We start from the raw sequence: 19777 nt of genomic DNA on the forward strand, positions 1-19777 counted from the left end.
GCGCCACCTGGGTTCTCCCACCGCCGACGACGAACCCGGGGCCGCCTCGTGCGCCGGGTGGCGCATGAGACAGCCCCGGGTTCGGACCGGGCCGGTCAGCCGCAGGACGGCTGGCCGTGCTCCGGGGTCGCGACGGTCTCCCGCTCGTCAGAGGTGTCGGACGGACGGGCGGTGACGGTCACGGATCCGGCCGTCGGGTCCTCGACCCCGCGGACGGCGAACGACTGGTAGGCGTTCTTGCCGGGGGCGACGTCGGTGAACGTCTTGGACCCGAACGGCGTGTCGAGGACGACGTCCAGCGGCACGGTGTCGTCGTTGAGCGCGCGCACGGCGACGTACGGCGTGCCTGCGAGGCACCGGACCTCGGCGGTCGCGGTGATCGCGACCTCCTCCTGGCCGGGCTCCTCGACGCCCGGGAGCCGCTCGATCCAGATGTTGCGGAACCGGGGGTTGAGGCCGGGGTCGCCGTGGTCCTGGAGCTTGATGTACCCCGACGTCGGTCCCTCCGCCCGGCCGTTGCCGGTCTTGCCCGTGACGGCGACGTCGTCGTGCACGACCTGCCCGTTCCACACGAGCGTGAGGCGCGCGTCCTCGGTCTTCTTGCCGTCGGGGCCGAAGCGGGCTCCACGGAACGTGATGTCGTACGTCTGCCACGTGCCCATCGGGGTCGCCGCGTTCACGTCGGGAGCCCTCTGGAGGTAGATCGCCCCGGCGTGGTCGTTCCGCGGCGGGTCGATGCCGAAGGACTCGAGCACCTGCACCTCGTAGCGCTCCTGGATGTAGACGCCGCTGTTGCCGCGTGCCTGGCCCGTGACCTCGGGCGCGTGCTCCGGCTGGTACCACTCGACGTGCATCCGGAAGTCGTCGAACTTCTCCTTGGTGCGGATGTCGCCCCCGAACGACTCGACGGACCCGCCGGCGATCGGCCACGTCGCGGGACCACCGCCGTTGACGGCTGCCCAGCGGTCGAGGTCGTCGCCGTCGAACAGGGTGATGCGCTCGGTCGGGGTGACGGTGAGGCTGTCGAGGTTGACGTGCCCGATGTCGTCGTCGTCGTGCCGGATCGTGATGGTGTTGGCGCCCTCGCGCAGGGGCACGGTCTCGACCTGGGTGGCCCAGGTGGACCACGCCACGGTGCTGTCGAACCAGACCTGCTTGAGCTTCTCGCCGTTGACGTAGAGGCTCAGGTTCCTCGGCAGCGGCGTGGGGTCGCTGTTCTGGCCGTTGGCGTAGCGGATCGCGAGGTCGTGCAGGCCGGCCTCCTCGGTGCGGACGGCGAACGTCGTCTGGGCGCCCGGCTCCCAGTTGCGGTCGACGAACCCGGAGCCCGAGTAGCCGGCGTGGTTGCTGTTCCAGCCGGCCCCGCCGCTGATGTCGGCGCCCTCGGCCTCGTAGACTGGGGGTGCGACGGAGCCGTCGGGCAGGCGCGTGAGGGTGTACCAGGCCTCGGTGCTCCACAGCTCCTGGCCGGTCTCGGACGCGAACGGGCGCGGGGAGTGGACGTTCACGACGCGCCCGGGCTTCAGCCCGTCGATCTGGAGCGTGACGGTCTTGCGGTCCTCCGACACGGTCGCGGCCGTGACGTCGAGGTCCTCCTCGTCGACCTTCGGGCCGCCGTACTGCGGGGTCGCGACGTAGCGCCACTGCGCGGCGGTGTACTTCGACGCGAGGTCCTGGGCCGTCTCCTCGGAGAGCGGCTGCGTGTACTCGATCTCGAACCCGCCCTCGACGGCGCGCATCGCGAGCATGTCGAACGCGGTGTTGTCGTCGTACGTGAGCTTCTGGAGCCCGTAGGAGAGCTTGCCCGCCTGGCCCCAGTTGCCGGACCAGCCGATGCCACCGACGTAGATCGCGCCGTCGGGCCCGACGCTCGTCCGGCTCACGCCGGACTCGAGGCCCTGCGTCATGCGGAAGACGGCGCCCTGCTCCTGGCCCGCGACGTCCTCGAGGTAGGCGCGCTGGAGGCCGCCGTACGTGACGTCGCCGATCGCGAGCTGCCCGGCGAACACGCCCTCGGTCAGCACGACCGGGTTGCTCGGCGAGTTCGAGATCTCGCTGTGCGGCATCCACAGGACCGGCTCGGTGACGGGCTGGTCGTCGTAGGGGCCATCGGGGTTGGTGAAGTGGTTGTAGAACGCGCCCTCCTCGACGCGCACCAGCTTGGAGGTCGGGATGCGGACGCCCTGGTTGTCGGTGACGTACATGCCGCCGTCGGCGCCCCAGCCGAGCCCGTTGGGGGTGCGCAGGCCGCCCGCGACGTACTCGACCTCGCCGGTCTCCTTGCTGATCTTCATGACCGAGCCGCGGTTCTCCGCGAGCTGCGGGTCGAGCGAGTTGCCGCCCGGGACCATGGCGATGCCGGTGGTGACGTAGAAGTAGCCGTCCTCGTAGAGCAGGCCGAACGCGAACTCGTGATAGTTGCCGCCGAACGGCCAGGTCGCGATCGTGTCGTAGTCGTCGGCGACCTCGTCGCCGTCGGTGTCGACGAGCGCGGTGAGGCCGTCCTTCTCGGACACGTAGATCGTGCCGTCGACGTACTTGAGGCCCATCGGCTCCGTCAGGCCCTCCGCGACCTTCGTGTAGGTCACGTCGTCGGCGCCCGTGTCTCCCTGCACGTGGTCGATCAGGTAGACCTCGCCGCGCTGCGTGAGCCGGTCGCCGCCCCACGTGGAGATCGCCAGACGGCCGTCGGGCAGCCAGTCCATGCCCGTCACCTGCGGCTGGAAGCCCTCGGGGCGCAGGTCGGTGAGCGTGTAGTCGGGGTGCACCTCGGTGAGCGGCAGGCCGTCGCCCGGGGCCTCGGTGACGCCCTCGCACTCCTTGCGGCCGGGCGAGGTGACGCGCGTGACGTCGGCGTCGGTGCTCAGCACGGAGTTCGGGACGACGACGTAGCCCGACGCGCCCGGCGGGCGCCACTCGAGCTTGAGCCGCTGGTCGAACTCGCCGTCGAAGTGGTCGATGCGCAGCGCGCGGTAGCCCGCGTCGAGCTGGATCGACCCCTCCTTCGACGTCGCGCCGTGGCGGCCGGGGTGGTCGACGACGAGCTCGTCGTCGAGCAGCAGGCGCGCACCGTCGTCGTTCGTGATCCGGAAGTCGTACGTGCCGGCCTCGGGGACGTTCAGGTACCCCGTCACCTCGGTGACGAACTTGTCGGTGAGGCCGAAGTCGGCCGCCGTGGTCCAGTCGATGGTCGGCATGATCTTGTCGACGTTGGGCGTCTGGCCGGGCTTGAGCGTGCAGTAGTCGTCGAGGATGACCTGGACGTCGAAGACGCGCAGCGTCACGCCGGGCTCCTGCGGGCGGATGTCCGCCTGCGTCGCGGCGGGTGCGACGGCGGGTGCGGCGGTCGGGACGGCGGCCTGGGCCGTGAGGACGCCGGACGGCACGGCCAGGGCGGCGAGCGCGGCGACGACGGCACGCCGTCTTCTGCGTCGGTGCCGCGGCGTGACGTGCGCGGGTGGTGCGTCGGTCGAGGGGTGTTCCATCAGCCTGCCTCTCCGTCGAGGACCGTGCGTCGGACTGCGCACAGGGCGCGCATCGGTGCGCTGTGCCGTCACTATCCGGGGGCGCGCGCGGTCCGGGCAACGAGTTGCCACTTGTTGCCCCTGGCCCGCCGGCGGGTGCGCCCGCGGGGGTGCGGTCAGGCCGGGGCGCCGGTCGAGCCGCGCTCGACGAGCTTCGCCGGGAGCAGCGTCGGCCCGGCGGCGGGCGCGGGCGCCGTGCGGAGCTGGGCCAGGAGCCGCTGGACCGCGAACGACCCGAAGTGGCGCAGCGGCGCGGCGACGGTCGTGAGGGGCGGGGTGCAGAAGTCCGAGCCGAAGATGTTGTCGAACCCGACGATGCTCAGGTCGCGCGGCACCTCGACGCCGAGCCGCCGCAGGCCCCGCATCGCGCCGATCGCGATGAGGTCGTTGTACGCGACGGCCGCGGTGGCGGGGTGCTTGAGGAGCGACTTGGCCGCAGAGAGCCCGCCGGCGAGCGTCGGGGCGAACGGGCCGATCCGCCGCGCCTGGACGTCGGTCTCGCGCGTCGCCTCGCGGAACGCGCGCCAGCGCATGCCGTCGGCCCACGACGCCTCCGGCCCCGCGACGTAGGCCAGGCTCGTGTGGCCGAGGCCGACCAGGTGCTCGACGGCGCTGCGCATGCCCTGGGCGTTGTCCGTCAGGACGCTCGGGACGTCGGTCATGTGCCGGTTCATGACGACGGTGGGCCGCTGCTTGGCGGCGACCCGGATGGAGGAGTCCGAGAGCCGCGACGTCGCGAGGATCAGGCCCTCCACGAGAGGGAGCGTCCGGTCGAGCGCGCGGCGCTCGGCCTCGTCGGACTCGTGCGCGTCGACCATGAGCAGCGTGTACCCGGCGTCGCGGGCCGTCTTCTCCGCGCCGCGGATGATCTCGAAGAAGAACGGGTTGGTCACGTCGGCCACGACGATCGCGAGCAGCGAGGTCCGGCCGGTCGGCAGGCCGCGCGCGAGCGGGTTCGTGCGGTAGCCGAGCTCGTTGGCGACCTGGCGGATTCGCTCCGCGGTCTGCGCGTTGACGCGGCCGGGCCGCGAGAACGTCCGTGACACGGTCGAGGGGGCGACGCCGGCCGCCTGGGCGACGTCGTAGATCGTCGGGCTGGCACCATTGCCGGCTGAGGTCATGCGGTCGGACTGTAACGGCCCTGACAGCGGTGGACAACAACCGGTTGTCGCCCTCGTGTCGCGGTCGTGCCGCGTGACCAGCCGGTACGCGCGCCGTGCCCGCCTCGTGCCCGGCCCGCCCCGCGGTGCGTCCCGTGGCAACCCCACGGCAACCGACGGCAACTCCTTGACGGGCCCCGACGGGCAGCCTCCAATGGCTCCGTGATCTCGCGTGCGAACGCGTCCCTGCGCCCGACGGCGGCACGTCGGCGGCCTGGACCCCGACCCTCCGGTGCCGTCGCGGTCGTGCCCGGCGGACGGCGTCGATGAGCCGCACCGACCAGGCGCCGCCGGTCGACCTCGCCGTCGACCGGGCCCGCGACGGTGAGGCCGCCGTCCAGGTCGAGGCGGCCGAGAGCGAGCTGCGCCGGCTCGGCCTGGAGGACCTGCGGGTCCACCACCACGGCGACCTCGCCCGGGTCGAGGCCCCCCAGGCGGAGCTGCCCGTCGTGGCGAGCGAGCCGCTGCGCGGCGAGGTCCTGCGGGCCGTCCGGTCGGCGGGCTTCCGGCTCGTCGCGCTCGACCTCGGCACCCCGGCCGATCCCGGCACCTGACGCGCCGGCGCCCTCCGGGCGCGCCGCCTGGACCGCCACCGACGCGGCCCGGCAGCCGTGGATGTTCCGTCACCGGACCGTCACAGGGCGTCGCCCAGCGCCGCCGACCGGCGGCAACCGAAGGCAACCGCGCCCTCCTGCGCGCGTCGCGCTCACGCGCGGCCCAGCACCCGCGGCCCGGTGCGCCTCGCGACCCGGACGCTCGTCCAGCGCTGTCAGGTGCAACAAATGGCAACTCGTTGTCCATGCCATGGCCCGCACCTACTGTCCATGCCAGGCGTACGGAGAACGAGCTCCGTGCGCAGGACCTCGACCACCGTCCCGTACGACCCCGCGTCCTCGCCTCACCGGCCCCGCGCCGCCCCCTCCGCACTCGCCCCTCCCCGGGCCGGAGGCTGCGGTCGGCGGGCCGACGGTGCCGGCCGCGTCGTCGCCGGGGGCCACCAGCAGAAGGGAAGGCGCACGATGTGGACGCTCTCGGGCTTCGCCGACGAGATCTCGCCCGACGTCGAGACGCAGTGCGTCGTCGCCTCCGAGCTCGGGCTGGGGTTCGTCGAGCTCCGCAGCGCGTGGGGGACCAACGTGCTCGACCTCGACGACGACCAGCGCGAGCGGGTCGCGGGCCTGCTGCGCACGCACGACCTCCGCGTCTCCAGCATCGGGTCTCCCGTCGGCAAGATCTTCGTCGACGAGGACTTCGACGCCCACCTCGTGCGGATGCGGCACGCAGCCCGCGTCGCGCAGGAGCTCGAGGCCCCGTACGTCCGGGTGTTCTCGTTCTTCGTGCGCCCCGGGACGGACCCGTCGTCGTGGCGCGACGTCGTCCTGCGCCGGATGGCGGCGCTCGCCGAGGTGGCGCGCGCGGCCGGCGTCGTGCTGGTCCACGAGAACGAGAAGGACATCTACGGCGACGTCCCGGAGCGGTGCCTGGACGTGGTCGAGTCCGTCGGGTCGCCGCACCTGGCGCTCGCGTGGGACTCGGCCAACTTCGTCCAGGTGGGCGTGCGGCCCTTCACCGACGGCTACGCCCTGCTGCGCCCGTACCTGGAGTACGTCCAGGTGAAGGACGCGCTCGCGGCGACGGGCGCCGTCGTGCCCGCCGGGCGCGGGGACGGCCAGGTCCCCGAGACCGTGCGGGCTCTGCGCGACGACGGCTTCGACGGGTTCTTCTCGCTCGAACCGCACCTGAGCGAGGCCCACAGCCTCGGCGGGTTCTCCGGGCCGGAGCTGTTCACCGAGGCCTGGGAGGCCTTCACCACGATCCTCGACGCCGAGGCGGTGCCGTTCCGATGACCGACGCGCCCCGCCCGGACGCCCCGCCGACGACCAGGACCACGACCATGGAGGACCGCACGATGACGACTGCCCAGGAAGTGCGACCGGCCCGCCAGGCGGCGCGACCGCCCGCCGGGGCGGCCCGGCGCCCCGGCCCCCGCGGGCGCGGCACGACGTCGTTCGGCAGCCGGGTGGTCGCGGTCGCCGCGGCGGCCTGGCGCCCCGCGCTGGTGCTGCTCGCCCTGTTCGCCGTGTGGTGGTTCGTCGCGTGGCGCGAGCTCGTGCCGGCCTACCTGGTCCCGTCGCCCGGCGCCGTCTGGGACACGATGGTCGAGGACTGGGCCATGCTGGCCGAGCACACCTGGGTGACCACGATGGAGACGGTCGTCGGGTTCGTGCTCGCGGCCGTGATCGGCGTCGCGACGGCCGTCCTGCTCGTCTACTCGCCGACGGCCGAGAAGTCGCTCTACCCGCTCATCCTCTTCGCCCAGGTCATCCCCAAGATCGCGATCGCCCCGATCCTCGTGGTCTGGTTCGGGTTCGGCGCCGCCCCCAAGATCATCCTCGCGGTGCTCATCGCGTTCTTCCCGGTCGTGGTCTCGGCCGTCGCCGGGCTGCGGTCGATCGACCCCGAGCTGCTGGAGATGTCCGCGACGATGGGCGCGTCGCGCTGGAAGACGTTCCGCAAGATCCGCTTCCCGGGGTCGCTGCCGCAGCTCATGTCCGGCCTCAAGGTCGCCGTCACGCTCGCGGTCGTGGGCGCCGTCGTCGGCGAGTTCGTCGGCGCCGACCGCGGCCTGGGGTACGTGCTGCTCCTCGCGAGCGGCAACCTCGACGCGCCGCTCCTGTTCGCCGACCTCATCCTCATGTCCCTCATCGGCGTGGTGCTGTTCCTCCTGGTCGAGCTGCTGGAGCGCCTCCTCATCCCGTGGCACGCGTCGCGGCGCGGGAACCTCGTCCTCGCGTCCTCCTGACCCGCCGCCGACCCATCCCAGAGTCCGCCGCCCCGACGACGAGGCGGCACGAGCAGAAGGAGTCTTCCCATGCGTGGTGCACGTCTGACAGTCTCGCTGGCCGTCGCCGGCGTCGTGGTGGCGGGGACGGCGGCCTGCGGGCAGTCGGCCGACCCGTCCGGGCCGGCGGAGGGCGAGGGTGGCCTGACCGAGGTCACCGTCACCCTCAACTGGGTCCCCTACGGCGAGCACGCGCCGTTCTACTACGGCGTCGAGCAGGGGATCTTCGAGGAGGAGGGCATCGACCTCACGATCCAGCCCGGCAACGGCTCGGGGAACACCGTCCAGCAGGTCGCGCAGCGCAACACCGACTTCGGCTGGGCCGACACCCCGCCGCTCGCGAACGCCATCAGCTCGGGGATGCCGGTGCGCAGCGTGGGCGTGTTCCTCCAGACCGGCCCCAGCTCGGTGGAGTTCTTCGCCGACCAGGGCATCACCGAGCCGGCCGACCTCGTGGGCAAGACGGTCGGCGGCACGCCGGGCGACGCGATGTACGGGACGTTCCCGGCCTGGCTGGAGCTCAACGGCGTCGACCCGGCGGACGTGACCGTGGTCAACGTGGACGCGGCGGGCAAGATCGCCGCGCTCATCGAGGGCAAGGTCGACGCGATCCAGGGCTTCCACCACGACCAGGCACCGACGATCGAGAACCAGACCGGCGAGGAGGTCGACGCGCTGCCCTTCGCGGACTTCGGCATGAACCTGCTCGGCACCGGGCTGGTGGCGAACGAGGCGCTCATCGCGGACGACCCGGAGCTCGTCGAGGCGATGGTGCGCGCGACGTCGCGCGCCTTCCTCGCGGCGTCCGAGGACCCCGACGCGGCGGTCGCGGCGATGGCCGCGGGTGCCGAGCAGGCGCCCGACGAGGCGGTGCTGGCGGCGCAGCTCGCCGCGACGATCGACCTGCTCAACCTCGAGGACGCTCCCGCGCCCGGCGTGAACACCGAGGAGCAGTGGACGGACACCCTGACCTTCCTGTCCGAGAACACGGACTTCGACGGCGGCACGACCCCGGCCGACTTCTGGGACGGCGCGTTCGGGGCGGACCAGTGACCGCGACCGAGCTCGACGCCCGCGCCGACGCGGTCGGCGCCGACCCCATCATCGAGGTCCGCGACCTCACGATGCGCTTCACGTCGAAGCGGTCGGAGACCGTGGCGCTCGACGACGTCTCGCTGAGCGTCCAGCCGGGCGAGTTCGTCACGATCGTCGGGCCGTCCGGCTGCGGCAAGTCGACCCTGCTGAAGATCGTCGCGGGCCTCACGGCCTACACCGAGGGCGAGGTGCGCCTGTACGGGCAGCCTGTCACGCGCCCGCAGCGCGAGATCGGGTTCGCGTTCCAGCGGTCGGCGCTGCTGGAGTGGCGCGGGGTGCGCAGGAACATCCTGCTCCAGGCGGAGATGCGGGGCATGGACAAGCGCCGGGCGCAGGAGCGCGCGGACGCGCTCATCGCGCTGACCGGGCTCACGGGCTTCGAGAAGGCGCTGCCGCACGAGCTGTCCGGCGGCATGCAGCAGCGCGTCGCGCTGTGCCGGGCCTTGCTGCACGAGCCGCGCGTCCTGCTCATGGACGAGCCGTTCGGCGCGCTCGACGCCCTCACGCGCGAGCAGATGAACATCGAGATGAACCGCATCTGGCGCGAGACCGGCACGACCATCGTGCTCGTCACACACTCGGTGCCCGAGGCGGTGTTCCTGGGGAGCCGCATCGTGGTCATGAGCCCGCGTCCGGGACGGATCGTCGAGACCCTCGAGCCGGGGCTGCCCGACGAGCGCGACTACGGCACGACGCTCGTCGACCCCCGGTTCACGGGTGCCGCCGAGCGGCTGCGCGACCTGCTCGGCGCCAGCCACGTCGCCGAGTGAGCGGGCCCGTGCGGGGGGTGGGAACCGCTGTCGGCGTCGGGATCGTCGGGATGGGCAGCATCGGCGTGCTGCACGCGCGTGCCGTGCGCGACCTGGCACCGCGGGCGCGGCTCGTCGCGTACAGCGGGGGCGCGGCCCTCCACGAGGACCTGACCCCGTCCGGGCGCGCCGTGCACGTGGCGCCGGACGAGGTGGTCCGCCACGAGGGCGTCGACGTCGTGGCGGTCTGCACGCCGAGCGGGAGCCACGCGCGCCTCGCGCTCGCGGCGCTCGAGGCGGGCAAGCACGTCGTCGTGGAGAAGCCGCTCGCGGTGACCGTCGAGGACGCGCTCCTCGTCGAGCGCGTGGCGCGCGAGCGAGGCCTGCTGGTCTCGATGGTCTCGCAGCGCCGCTTCGAGCCCCAGCACCAGGCGCTCCGGCGCGCGCTCGACGACGGCGCGCTCGGCGAGCTGCGCCTCGTCGCGACGCACGTGCCCTGGTACCGCGACGACGACTACTACGCCGCCGCGCCCTGGCGGTCGTCGACGGCCGAGGGTGGCGGGTCGCTCATGAACCAGGGCGTGCACAACGTCGACCTCCTGCGCTGGCTGTGCGGACCGGTCGAGTCGGTCACGGCCCAGGCCGGGACGCTCGCCCGCACGGGCGACCTCGGCGAAAGGCTCGGGGAGGACCTCGCCGAGGACACGACGGTCGCGACGCTGCGCCTCGCGTCGGGCGCGCTCGGGGTCGTCACGACCACGACGGCGACGCCTCCCGGGTTCCCGGCGACCCTCGCGCTCCACGGGTCCCGCGGCTCGGTGGAGCTCGCGCAGGACGAGGTGCTCCGCTGGGACGTGCCGGGGATCGCGGCCCCCGCGTCCGGGAGCGCGGCGGGCGGGGCGGCCGACCCGCTCGCGATCGGTCACGCCGGCCACCGCACCCAGTGGGAGCAGGTGCTCGCGGCCCTCGACGGCGCCGCGCCACCTCCCGTGGGGGCCGCCGACGCGATCGAGACCGTCCGGCTCCTGTGCGCGATCCGCGAGGCCGCCGCGACGGGACGGACCGTCCGACCGGCCGACCTCGCGGCGCAGGGAGCGGCTCCGTCGGTGCCGTGACATCGCCGGTACGCGGCACGGCTGCGCGTACGATGGCGAACGTTTGCACCCGTGATCCCGCAACCGCCGTCTATCACTCTGATGCTGTGGCTACAATCGTTCGCAGAACCGTCTCCGGGAGCGGGTCCCGGCCGGACCACCCGGCGACATCGCCGAACCGACCCCAGGAGGCCGCGTGACCGCCCCGACAGACGCCCGGAGCCTGCCCGGCCCGACGTCACCCGCCGCCACGTCCGCCGACGCCGCGCGCACGGCGCGCCCACGCCTGCACCGTGACGCACACCCCGCGTTCCCACCGTCGCCGGTCCGCCCGACCCAGGTGGGGATCGTCCACCTCGGGATCGGTGCGTTCCACCGCGCGCACCAGGCGGTCGTCACCGAGGACGCCGCGCGGGCCACGGGCGAGACGTGCTGGGGGATCCTCGGCGTCACGCAGCGCTCCGCGTCGGTCCGCGAGCAGCTCCGCCCGCAGGGTGGGGTCTACACCGTGCTGACGGTCGGGCCTGACGGCGCGTCCCCGCGCGTCGTGGGCTCGGTGACCGACGTCGCGTGGCCCGCGGAGGAGACGGCGCGCGTCCTCGCGGCGCTCGCGGCTCCCACGACCCACGTCGTGACGCTGACCGTCACCGAGAAGGGGTACGCGCGCCGCGCCGACGGGCGCCTCGACGTCGACGCCGTCGCGACCGACCTCGACGTGCTGCGCCGCGAGGAGGCCTCCGCCGGTTCTCCGGGCTCGGGCGCGCCCGACGCGGACGCGAGCGGCCAGGCGGCCGGCGTCGCCGCGGCGACCAGCGCCGTCGGGCTCCTCGTGCGCGGGCTGGCGGCGCGACGTCGGGCCGGGGGTGCGCCGCTGACCGTCCTGAGCTGCGACAACCTCGCCGACAACGGGCACGTGCTCGCGCGGCTCGTGGGCGAGGCGGTCGACGCCGCGCTCCCGGGCGCCGAGGGCGACGCGCTGCGCGCCTGGCTCGCGGCGTCGGTGACCTTCCCGTGCAGCATGGTCGACCGCATCGTGCCCGCGACCACGCCCGCCCAGCGCGACGAGGTCGAGACGCTGCTCGGCGCGCGCGACGAGGGTCTGGTCGTCGCCGAGCCCTTCGTCCAGTGGGTGATCGAGGACCGCTTCGCCGGGCCGCGCCCCGCCTGGGAGCGGGGCGGGGCGACCCTCACGAGCGACGTCGCGCCCTACGAGCGCGCGAAGCTGCGCCTGCTCAACGGTGCGCACTCCTATCTCGCGTACGCGGGCTCGCTCGCCGGGCACGCGACGATCGCCGAGGCCGTCGCCGACCCGGCGCTCGCCGCGGGCGCCCGGGCGCTCCAGGCCGACGCGCTCGCGACGCTCGAGGCGCCCGACGGCGTCGACCTCGCCGCGTACGCGCAGACGCTGCTCGACCGGTTCGCCAACCCCGCGACAGGTCACACGACACGGCAGGTCGCGATGGACGGGACGCAGAAGATCCCGTTCCGCTGGGGCGCGACGCTCGCCGACCTGCTCGCCGCGCAGCCGGACGCCCCGGCGCCGCGGGGCGTCGTCGCGGCGCTCGCCGCGTGGGCCGGGTACGTCGTCGCGGAGGTGGGTGCCGGGCGCACGGTGGACGACCCGCGCGGCGACGAGCTGCGTGCGGTCGTGGAGGGCGCGCCGGACGACGCCGCGGCGGTCCGCGCGCTCGTCCTCCTCCCCGGCCTGCTGCCGGGCGTCCCGGCGGAGCGCCTGCCCGACGTCGCCGACGCGGTCGTCGCCGCGAGCGCGACCGCCAGCAGCACGACCACCACGAGGAACGAGGAGAGCGCGCCGTGAAGATGGGCTTCCGCTGGTACGGCGAGGGGAACGACACGGTCACGCTCGACCACGTGCGTCAGGTCCCGGGCGTGGAGACGATCGTGTGGAGCCTGCACGGCAAGCAGGCCGGCGAGGTGTGGGAGCAGGCGGAGATCGACGCCGAGGTCGCGAAGATCACCGGGCTGAGCGACGAGGCCCGCGCACGCGGGATCACCCGGACCTTCGACGCCGAGGTGGTCGAGTCCGTCAACGTGCACGAGTCGATCAAGCTCGGCAGGACCGTCCTCGGGCTCGGCCGCGACGAGGCGATCGAGAACTACGTGACGACGATCCGCCGGCTCGGTCGGGCCGGGGTGAAGGTCGTCTGCTACAACTTCATGCCCGTCTTCGACTGGCTGCGCACCGACCTGTGGCACCCGCTGCCCGACGGCTCGACCGCGCTGTTCTTCGAGCGGGCCGTCGTGGACGCGATGTCTCCGCAGAGCCTCATCGCCGACATGGAGGCCAACACGCACGGCCTCACGCTGCCCGGCTGGGAGCCCGAGCGGCTCGCGAGCTTCACCGAGCTCGACGCCGCCTACGAGGGCGTGACGCGCGAGGACATGTACGCCCACTACCGGTACTTCCTCGACGCGGTGATCCCCGCGTGCGAGGAGGCCGACGTCAAGCTCGGCGTGCACCCCGACGACCCGCCGTACGACGTCTTCGGCTGGCCGCGCGTCGTGTCGACCAAGGACGACCTGGCGTGCGTGCTGTCCCTGCACGACAGCCCGTACCACGGCCTGACGCTGTGCCTGGGCAGCTTCTCCGCGAACCCCGACCAGGACCCGGTCGACGCCGTGCGCACGTTCATGGACCGCATCCACTTCACGCACGTGCGCAACATCAAGCACCTCGGGAACGGCGACTTCACCGAGGTCGCGCACCGCGCGTGCGAGGGCAGCGTCGACACGACGGGCATCATGCGCGCGTACGCCGAGGCGGGCTACCAGGGCTACGTGCGCCCCGACCACGGCCGGCACCTGTGGGACGAGAACACGACCAACAAGCCCCGGCCCGGGTACGGCCTGTACGACCGCGCGCTCGGCATCCAGTACCTGCTCGGCGCATGGGACGCGTTCCGGTACGACGCCTGACGGGCGGGCGCCGTCGGGGGAGCGGCTACGCGTCCTCGGCGGCGGCCTTCGCCTCGCCCCAGCCGTACCAGCGCTCGACGTCGATCCACGCGCTGACGCGCGGGCTGTGCCGGTTCGCGTACTCGTGCCCCGTGTAGTGGCGGGAGATCCGGTCGATGTCGGCCAGGCCCTCGTCCGCGCGCAGCTCCGTGACGCGGCCGATGAGCGTCACGTGCGTGTACCAGTTCTCGTCGAGGACGGTGAGCGAGACCCGCGGGTCGTTCTGCAGGTGCTTGAGGCGTACGCGCGACTCGTCGAGGTTGACGAGCACGCGGCCGTCGTCCTCCCAGACGTACCAGGTCGCCGCGGTGACGGGCGCGCCGTCAGAGCGCACCGTCGCCATGACGGCGGCGTTCGGGCGGCGCAGCAGCTCGACGAGCGCGGCGGGCAGCGGGGGACGGGACACGACGGCTCCTCCACGGTCGGGGCGGGACGTCCCGACGCTACGCCATGGGCGCCGCCCGCGCGGCGCACCGGGCTTCGGCATAGCGTTCTCGGTGACGTACGGGGCGAAGGGAAGCGGCAAGATGCGCGATGTGGACGGTCGGTGGCGCGTTTTCGTGGCGTCCGGTCTGGTGCTCGTGGGAGCAGCGCTCGTCGGCGGCGCGCAGGGGGCGTCGGCCGAGGTGCCGACGCCCACGGCCGACGAGTCGGTCGTCACGGTGCGCGTCGGTGGGGACCGGACCGCGGCCGGCGCCGTCGCCCCACTCCCCGGCGTGACGCTGGGCCTGTACGCGACGGTCGACGCGACCACCGTGGTGGACGACGACTGGGGCGTGTGCGTCTCCGACGCCGACGGCGACTGCTCCTTCACGGTCCCGGACACGGACGCGGGCGGCGCGAACGCCGCTGCCCGGTACGTGGTCAAGCAGATCGCCGCCCCCGCAGGGTGGTTCACCAGCCCGACGCTCCGGGTCGGCCCCGGGAGCGGGTCGAGCTCGGTTGCGCAGCCCTACGCCTTCACGACCCCGGCCCTGGTCGGCGGGCAGACCTACTCCTCGCTCGACCCCGACATCGGCTTCATGGCGGGATCCGCCTCGAGCGGCCGGCCAGTGACCGACTCGGAGGGGGTCTGGCAGCTCTCGCGGAGCAACCCGGCGCTGACGGCGCAGTGCGGTGCCGACATCGCGCTCGTGCTGGACCTGTCCTCGTCGCTGGGCAGCCAGGTGACCAACCTCAAGGCCGCCACGGACTCGGTGGCCGACGCCCTCGTGGGCACCCCGTCCCGGCTCGCGGTCTTCTCGTTCGACCGCTTCTCGCCGAGCTCCGGGTCGGACGCGAACCATCCCGAGCTGGTCAGCGTCGCGACCCAGCAGGGCGCCGACTCCTTCAAGGCCCAGTACGCCGGCTGGACCACCGGCTCGGGCACGAACTGGGACCAGGGGCTGCGCGTCGTGGCGGACGCCGAACCGGCCTATCAGGTGGTGGTGATGATCACCGACGGCAACCCGACCCGGTTCGGCGCCACCGGTAGCGGAGGCACGGGCGGCACCACGCACCTGCGCGACGTGGAGAACGGCATCTACTCGGCGAACGCCGTCAAGGCCGACGGCGCACGGCTGCTGGTGCTCGGCGTCGGCTCGGGGATCGACGACGTCACGCGGCTCAACCTGCGGGCGCTCTCGGGCGAGACGTTCTACGCGGGCGGCGACCCCCGCGACGCCGACTACTTCGACCTCGACGACTTCGAGGCCGCGGGGGCGGCGCTGCGCGACCTGCTCCTGAGCGGCTGCGAGGGACGGATCAACGTCACGAAGGAAATCGTCCCCGCGGAGAACGAGGCGGGCGACGTCACGGGGGCCGTACCCGCCGGCGCGGGCTGGCAGTTCGACGCGGGCACGTCCGCGACCGGTGTCACGCTCGACCCCGCCTCCGCGACCACGACGGACGACGGCACCGGGAGCGTCGCGTTCGAGGTCGACTACGAGGGGGCGCCGCAGGACGCCGAGGTGACGATCACCGAGAACCAGCAGGACGGCTTCACGCTGGTGCCCGTCGAGGGCCAGAACGCCGTGTGCGTCGACAAGCTCGACGACGACGCGCCGGTGCAGGCGACGAGCAGCGGCGAGACGACGTTCGGCGTCGTGCTCCCGGCGTCGGGCTTCGTGAGCTGCACCGTGTACAACCAGCCCCTCGGCGGCGTCGTGGTCGACAAGGTGTGGCTCATCGACGGCACCGAGTACGCCGAAGGGGACCAGCCGGGAGGCTTCACCGCCGACCTCTCGCTGACGGGCCCGGGAGGTGCCGAGGCCTCCGGTCAGGAGTGGGGCGTCGAGCGCGGCGGCTATCAGGGCCCCGAGGGCGTCACTGTCGACGAGACGACGACCGTCCCGGACGGGTGCGTGCTGGCGGACGCCCAGGTGACGTCCGTCGACGGCGAGGCGGTGGAGCCCGCCCCGCTGCCCTACGGCACGACGGCCGCGAGCCCCGCTCGGGCGGTCGAGGTGACCAACCGGGTGACGTGCCCGCCCATGCTGACCCTGGTCAAGGTGGTCGTCAACGACGACGGCGGCACCGCGACGGCCGGCGACTGGACGCTGTCGGCGACCGGGACGGTGAGCATCGAGGGCACCACCGGTGGCGACGCCGTCACGCACGCCTCCGTCGACCCCGGCGACTATGTGCTCGCCGAGGAGGGGCCGCAGGAGTACGCGTCGCTGGGGTGGGTGTGCGTCGACGACGTCACGGGAGCCGAGGTCGAGGTGGTCGGCGACGTCGTCAGCGTCGGTGACGAGGACGCGCTCACGTGCACCGTGACGAACGACGACGTCGCGGAGCCGACGCCGGCACCGACCACGACGCCTCCCGCGGCCACACCGCCCCCTGCCAGCGCACCCGGATCGGGGTCGTTGGCCACGACGGGTGCGGGCGTCGCGGGCCTGCTCGCGGGAGCCGCGCTCCTGGGCCTCGCCGGGTGGGCGCTCGTCGCCGCGGTACGCCGTCGCGTCGCACCCTGACCGCGGCACTCCCTCAGCGCGTCCAGGGCGCCCCGAGCTCGGTGAAGGTCCGGGCCGTGCGCGCGGCCTCCTCGCACCACCGCGCGACGTCGTCGACGACGGGGCGGCGGTCGTCTCCCTCACCCGTCCACGTCACGGTCGCCGGGTCGAGGGGCCGCGGGTCTGCGGCCGTCCGCACGGCCTCCAGGACGCGCATGAACGCGCCGGTGTCGCGCACGTCGCACGCGAGCCGGCGCTCCGGGTCGCGGCGCGCGGCGAGCAGGTCCTCCAGGAGCCCGGTGCGGCCGTACGTCTTCTCCACGTGCGCCCGGGGGGTGCGGACGAGCACGCGGTCGTGCTCGTACTCGAGCGTGACCTCGCCGTCCGTCCCGAGCACGAGGACGCGGGCCGGGGTGCGCTCGGGCGCGCAGAGCGTGAGCCCGAACCCGTAGGGCAGGCCGTCGCGCGCGACCACGCGCAGCGAGGACGTGTCGTCCGCCTCGATCGGGTTCGCGCGCCAGAGATCGGTCACGACGTGCGCGACGTCGTCGGCCGTGCGGGCGCCGCCGATGCGCAGCGCGGTCGCGACCGCGTGGGCGAGCGGGTTGGTGACGACGCCGTCCACGACGTCGCGGCCGTCGAGCCGGCGTCTCCCCGCCCACGGCGCCCGGCGCCAGTAGCCGGTGGTCCGCACCCACGTGCCGACGGCCCCGATGCCCACGACGTCGCCGACCTCGCCGTCCGCGACGAGCTCGGCGACCGCGTCCACCGCGTGCGAGCCGAAGGTCTGGAAGCCCACCTGGCACCGGCGGCCCGTGCGCTCGGCCACCTCGACGAGCGCGAGGTGCTCCGCGAGGGACGCGGCGGTCGGCTTCTCGAGCAGGACGTCGACGCCCGCCTCCATCGCGGCGCGCGCGAGCGGGAGGTGGGTCGGGATCGGGGTCGAGATCACGACGACCTCGGGGCGGACGGCCGCGTCGGACGACGAGAGCAGGTCGCCCAGCGTGGGGAACCAGGGCGCGGGGGCGTCGTCCGGGCGGCGCGGGTCGACGACCGCGCTCAGCCGGACGCGGCCCTGCTCCGCGAGCGCGGCGACCGTGCGCAGGTGGGACCCGCCGTGACCGTGGACCCCGACGACGGCGACCGGGACGGCCGACTGCGCGGGGCCGAGCACGTGGTTGGTCCCGGGCGCGGCGGCCCGTAGGCTCGCGCTCACCGGACGCGGTCCGCGAGCGCCGCGGCCTCGTCGAGGTCGAGCCCGCGGTCGACGAGGACGGCGCGCGCGCCCGTCTCGAGCGTGCCGCCCGCCGGGACGGTCCGGGGTGCGTCCCAGGCCAGGGCCGGGCCGGCCCCGGGGTACTCGGAGGCGCGCAGGAACCACGGCACCGTCTCGCCCTGCTGGACCAGGAGCAGCGTCGTCGTGTGGGAGGGGTGCTCCTGCACGAACGCGACCCAGGGGGACGTGCTGCCGTGAGCGCTCTCCTCGCCACGCCCGTGCGCGCTGAGCACGCTCGTCGAGGCCGCCGCGCGCAGGCGCCAGAAGAAGCCGCCGTACCCGGCGCCGGGGCGCCCGTTGGTCGCGGGCGAGCCGATGACGAGCGCGCCGCGCTCGGCGCGCAGGGTCGAGCGCCAGTCGAGGACCCAAGACTCGTCGTCGAGGATCCACGCGTCGAGACGGCGGTCCTCCTCGAGCTGGGGGACGCCCTGCTCGTCGTGCCAGCGGACGCCGTCGTGCAGCAGGTGCTGCTCCACGGGGTCGACGGCGAGCGCGTGGCTCACCTGGCGGCCGTGGTTGGGCAGGAGCGTCGGGCCGACGTCGGCGACGAACGTGCGACCGCCCCAGTACGACGTGCCGTTGACGTCGGCGACGGCCATCGAGGCGCCGTAGTGGTGGCGGTGGTCGACGGGGCCGGCGTCGGTGAGCGGGACGCCGGCGAGGGTGTGGACCGGGTGCAGGTAGGAGCGCGGCGCGTGCACGGCCGGGATGCGGTCGCCCTGCTGGTAGCGGGCCAGGCGCAGGTCGCCGGCGCGCAGGACGACGGCCTCCCCGTCGGGGGCCCAGCGGACCTCCCGGGTCACGGGCTGGTCGGCGGCCCCGGCTCCGGCGCTCTCGACGACGACCGTGCCGGCGGGCTCGGCCGGCGGGGCCACGCGGGCCCGGGCCACCTGGCGCGGGACGGGTCCCGTCGTGGCGCGGACCTCGAGCCGCGGCTCGAAGCGGGTCGTGCGGGACGCGGGCGCGGAGTCGTCGATCAGGGCGGAGAGCTCCTTCCAGGCGTGCCGGCCGAGCTCGGCCTGCGGCACGGCGACCGTCGTGAGCGACGGCGTCGCGTAGCGCGCGAGGTCGATGTCGTCGAAGCCGGCGACGGACATGTCCTTGGGCACCGCGACGCCCGCCTCGTTGAGCCCGGCGAGCAGGCCGAACGCGACGAGGTCGTTGAACGCGACGACGGCGGTCGGCCGGGCGGTGAGGACCTCGTCGACGGCGGCGTGGCCGGCGGCGATGTCGGGCCCGGCGGGGAGCTCGACGAGCTCGAGGTCGGGCGTGCGGTCGAGCACGCGCCGCAGCCCGGTGCGCCGGAGCGCGTCGGACGCGCTGCCGGGCGGGCCGGCGAGGTAGGCGACCCGGCGGTGGCCGAGGGAGAGCAGGTGCTCGAGCACCTGGGCCGCGGCGTCGGCGTAGTCGACGACGAGCGACGGCACGGCCGCCTCGCCCGGGTGCGGGAGCTCCCGGTTGACGAGCACGACGGGGGAGACGTCGGGGACGAGCAGCGCGAGCTCGGCCGCGGGCATGCGCGGGGAGACGAGCACGAGCGCGTCGCAGCGCAGCCGTGCCTCGAGCGCGATCGCGGCCTCCTCCGTGGGGTCCTCGGCGGTGTCCGCGACCAGGACGCGGTACCCGGCCGGGGCGGCGGCCGAGGTGACGCCGCGCAGGATCTGCTGGAAGACCGGGTTGCCCAGGTCCGGGACGACGAGCGCGACCGTGTTGGTCCGTCCGAGCGACAGGCTCCGCGCGACGTTGCTGGGCCGGTAGCTCAGGTCGGCGGCTGCCTGACGGACGCGCGCGCTGATCTCCGGGTCGACCGTCGCGCGGCCGTTCATGACGCGCGACACCGTCGCCCGGGAGACGCCCGCGGCGGTCGCCACGTCGGCGATCGTCACCCCGCCTCGCCGTGTGCTCACGCTTGCCATCGTTCTCCCTCGAGTCGTGGTTCGCGCGCCGCGGGCACGCACGACTGCGTGGTGCCTGCGCTCGCCGGGGTCGGCCGGTGCCGCGCGATGACCTGACCGTACACCATGGGAAACCGGTTCCACATGTGCTACGGTCCTCACCCAGCAACCGGTTTCCCCGTGACGGGGGAAAGCAGGACTACCGATCGACGACGACCGGAGGGTGACGG

14 protein-coding genes are annotated in these 19777 nt (G+C 74.0%); 9 read left to right on the forward strand and 5 right to left on the reverse strand.

All coding sequences use genetic code 11. From position 1 onward, the window contains the following. Positions 1–95: 95 nt before the first annotated feature. Together FB00_RS03625 and FB00_RS03630 are read right to left on the reverse strand one after the other, a co-directional pair. Positions 96–3485: a family 16 glycoside hydrolase gene (locus tag FB00_RS03625; RefSeq protein WP_082140944.1), complete on the reverse strand. Its 3390-nt coding sequence runs from the start codon at positions 3483–3485 to the stop codon at positions 96–98. A 155-nt stretch (positions 3486–3640) separates the two neighbouring features. Continuing rightward, complete coding sequence (locus tag FB00_RS03630) at positions 3641–4645, reverse strand: LacI family DNA-binding transcriptional regulator (RefSeq protein ID WP_047231464.1); 1005 nt, start codon at positions 4643–4645, stop codon at positions 3641–3643. Positions 4646–4950: 305 nt separating this feature from the next. Between FB00_RS03630 and FB00_RS03635 the strand changes: the two genes are divergently transcribed. The 8 genes from FB00_RS03635 to FB00_RS03670 all read left to right on the forward strand — a co-directional run bounded on the left by FB00_RS03635 (position 4951) and on the right by FB00_RS03670 (position 13401). After that, entirely contained in the window at positions 4951–5238 is a 288-nt protein-coding gene (locus tag FB00_RS03635; RefSeq protein WP_047231465.1) for a hypothetical protein, read from the forward strand. Between the two features lie 465 nt (positions 5239–5703). Beyond that, positions 5704–6531 (forward strand): sugar phosphate isomerase/epimerase family protein, encoded by an 828-nt coding sequence (locus FB00_RS03640; protein ID WP_047231466.1) that lies wholly within the window; start codon positions 5704–5706, stop codon positions 6529–6531. 62 nt (positions 6532–6593) lie between these two features. After that, positions 6594–7487: an ABC transporter permease gene (locus FB00_RS03645; RefSeq protein WP_047231648.1), complete on the forward strand. Its 894-nt coding sequence runs from the start codon at positions 6594–6596 to the stop codon at positions 7485–7487. A 69-nt stretch (positions 7488–7556) separates the two neighbouring features. Continuing rightward, positions 7557–8579, forward strand: a complete 1023-nt coding sequence (locus tag FB00_RS03650; protein WP_047231467.1) for an ABC transporter substrate-binding protein — start codon at positions 7557–7559, stop codon at positions 8577–8579. Continuing rightward, a complete protein-coding gene (locus FB00_RS03655; RefSeq protein ID WP_047231468.1) occupies positions 8576–9391 on the forward strand; it encodes an ABC transporter ATP-binding protein in 816 nt (271 codons plus the stop codon). The genes FB00_RS03650 and FB00_RS03655 overlap by 4 nt, the downstream gene beginning before the upstream one ends. A gap of 17 nt (positions 9392–9408) precedes the next feature. Further along, positions 9409–10485: a Gfo/Idh/MocA family protein gene (locus FB00_RS03660; protein WP_231581692.1), complete on the forward strand. Its 1077-nt coding sequence runs from the start codon at positions 9409–9411 to the stop codon at positions 10483–10485. A gap of 175 nt (positions 10486–10660) precedes the next feature. Beyond that, positions 10661–12283: a mannitol dehydrogenase family protein gene (locus FB00_RS03665; RefSeq protein ID WP_231581693.1), complete on the forward strand. Its 1623-nt coding sequence runs from the start codon at positions 10661–10663 to the stop codon at positions 12281–12283. A 2-nt stretch (positions 12284–12285) separates the two neighbouring features. Beyond that, a complete protein-coding gene (locus FB00_RS03670) occupies positions 12286–13401 on the forward strand; it encodes a mannonate dehydratase (RefSeq protein ID WP_231581715.1) in 1116 nt (371 codons plus the stop codon). 25 nt (positions 13402–13426) lie between these two features. Here FB00_RS03670 and FB00_RS03675 read toward each other — a convergent pair whose 3' ends face one another. Next, positions 13427–13846, reverse strand: coding sequence for a TIGR03618 family F420-dependent PPOX class oxidoreductase (locus FB00_RS03675; RefSeq protein ID WP_047231470.1), 420 nt, complete (start codon positions 13844–13846; stop codon positions 13427–13429). A gap of 154 nt (positions 13847–14000) precedes the next feature. Between FB00_RS03675 and FB00_RS03680 the strand changes: the two genes are divergently transcribed. Beyond that, positions 14001–16397, forward strand: a complete 2397-nt coding sequence (locus tag FB00_RS03680) for a VWA domain-containing protein (protein ID WP_052877410.1) — start codon at positions 14001–14003, stop codon at positions 16395–16397. Positions 16398–16410: 13 nt separating this feature from the next. Here FB00_RS03680 and FB00_RS03685 read toward each other — a convergent pair whose 3' ends face one another. Both FB00_RS03685 and FB00_RS03690 read right to left on the reverse strand, forming a co-directional pair. Next, positions 16411–17592 carry a Gfo/Idh/MocA family protein gene (locus FB00_RS03685; RefSeq protein WP_231581694.1) on the reverse strand — a complete coding sequence of 394 codons (1182 nt, stop codon included), beginning with the start codon at positions 17590–17592 and terminating at the stop codon, positions 16411–16413. Beyond that, positions 17589–19568, reverse strand: coding sequence for a DUF6807 family protein (locus tag FB00_RS03690; protein ID WP_047231472.1), 1980 nt, complete (start codon positions 19566–19568; stop codon positions 17589–17591). The genes FB00_RS03685 and FB00_RS03690 overlap by 4 nt, the downstream gene beginning before the upstream one ends. Between the last annotated feature and the right edge of the window lie 209 nt (positions 19569–19777).

The organism is Cellulosimicrobium funkei (assembly GCF_001019615.1).
GTDB classification, from domain to species: Bacteria; Actinomycetota; Actinomycetes; order Actinomycetales; family Cellulomonadaceae; genus Cellulosimicrobium; species Cellulosimicrobium cellulans_E.

Excerpts from the sequence above, each read along its gene's own strand:
- FB00_RS03625 (WP_082140944.1), bottom strand. The coding sequence starts at position 3,485 with ATGGAACACCCCTCGACCGACGCACCACCCGCGCACGTCACGCCGCGG.
- FB00_RS03630 (WP_047231464.1), bottom strand. The coding sequence starts at position 4,645 with ATGACCTCAGCCGGCAATGGTGCCAGCCCGACGATCTACGACGTCGCC.
- FB00_RS03635 (WP_047231465.1), top strand. The coding sequence starts at position 4,951 with ATGAGCCGCACCGACCAGGCGCCGCCGGTCGACCTCGCCGTCGACCGG.
- FB00_RS03640 (WP_047231466.1), top strand. The coding sequence starts at position 5,704 with ATGTGGACGCTCTCGGGCTTCGCCGACGAGATCTCGCCCGACGTCGAG.
- FB00_RS03645 (WP_047231648.1), top strand. The coding sequence starts at position 6,594 with ATGACGACTGCCCAGGAAGTGCGACCGGCCCGCCAGGCGGCGCGACCG.
- FB00_RS03650 (WP_047231467.1), top strand. The coding sequence starts at position 7,557 with ATGCGTGGTGCACGTCTGACAGTCTCGCTGGCCGTCGCCGGCGTCGTG.
- FB00_RS03670 (WP_231581715.1), top strand. The coding sequence starts at position 12,286 with ATGGGCTTCCGCTGGTACGGCGAGGGGAACGACACGGTCACGCTCGAC.
- FB00_RS03690 (WP_047231472.1), bottom strand. The coding sequence starts at position 19,568 with ATGGCAAGCGTGAGCACACGGCGAGGCGGGGTGACGATCGCCGACGTG.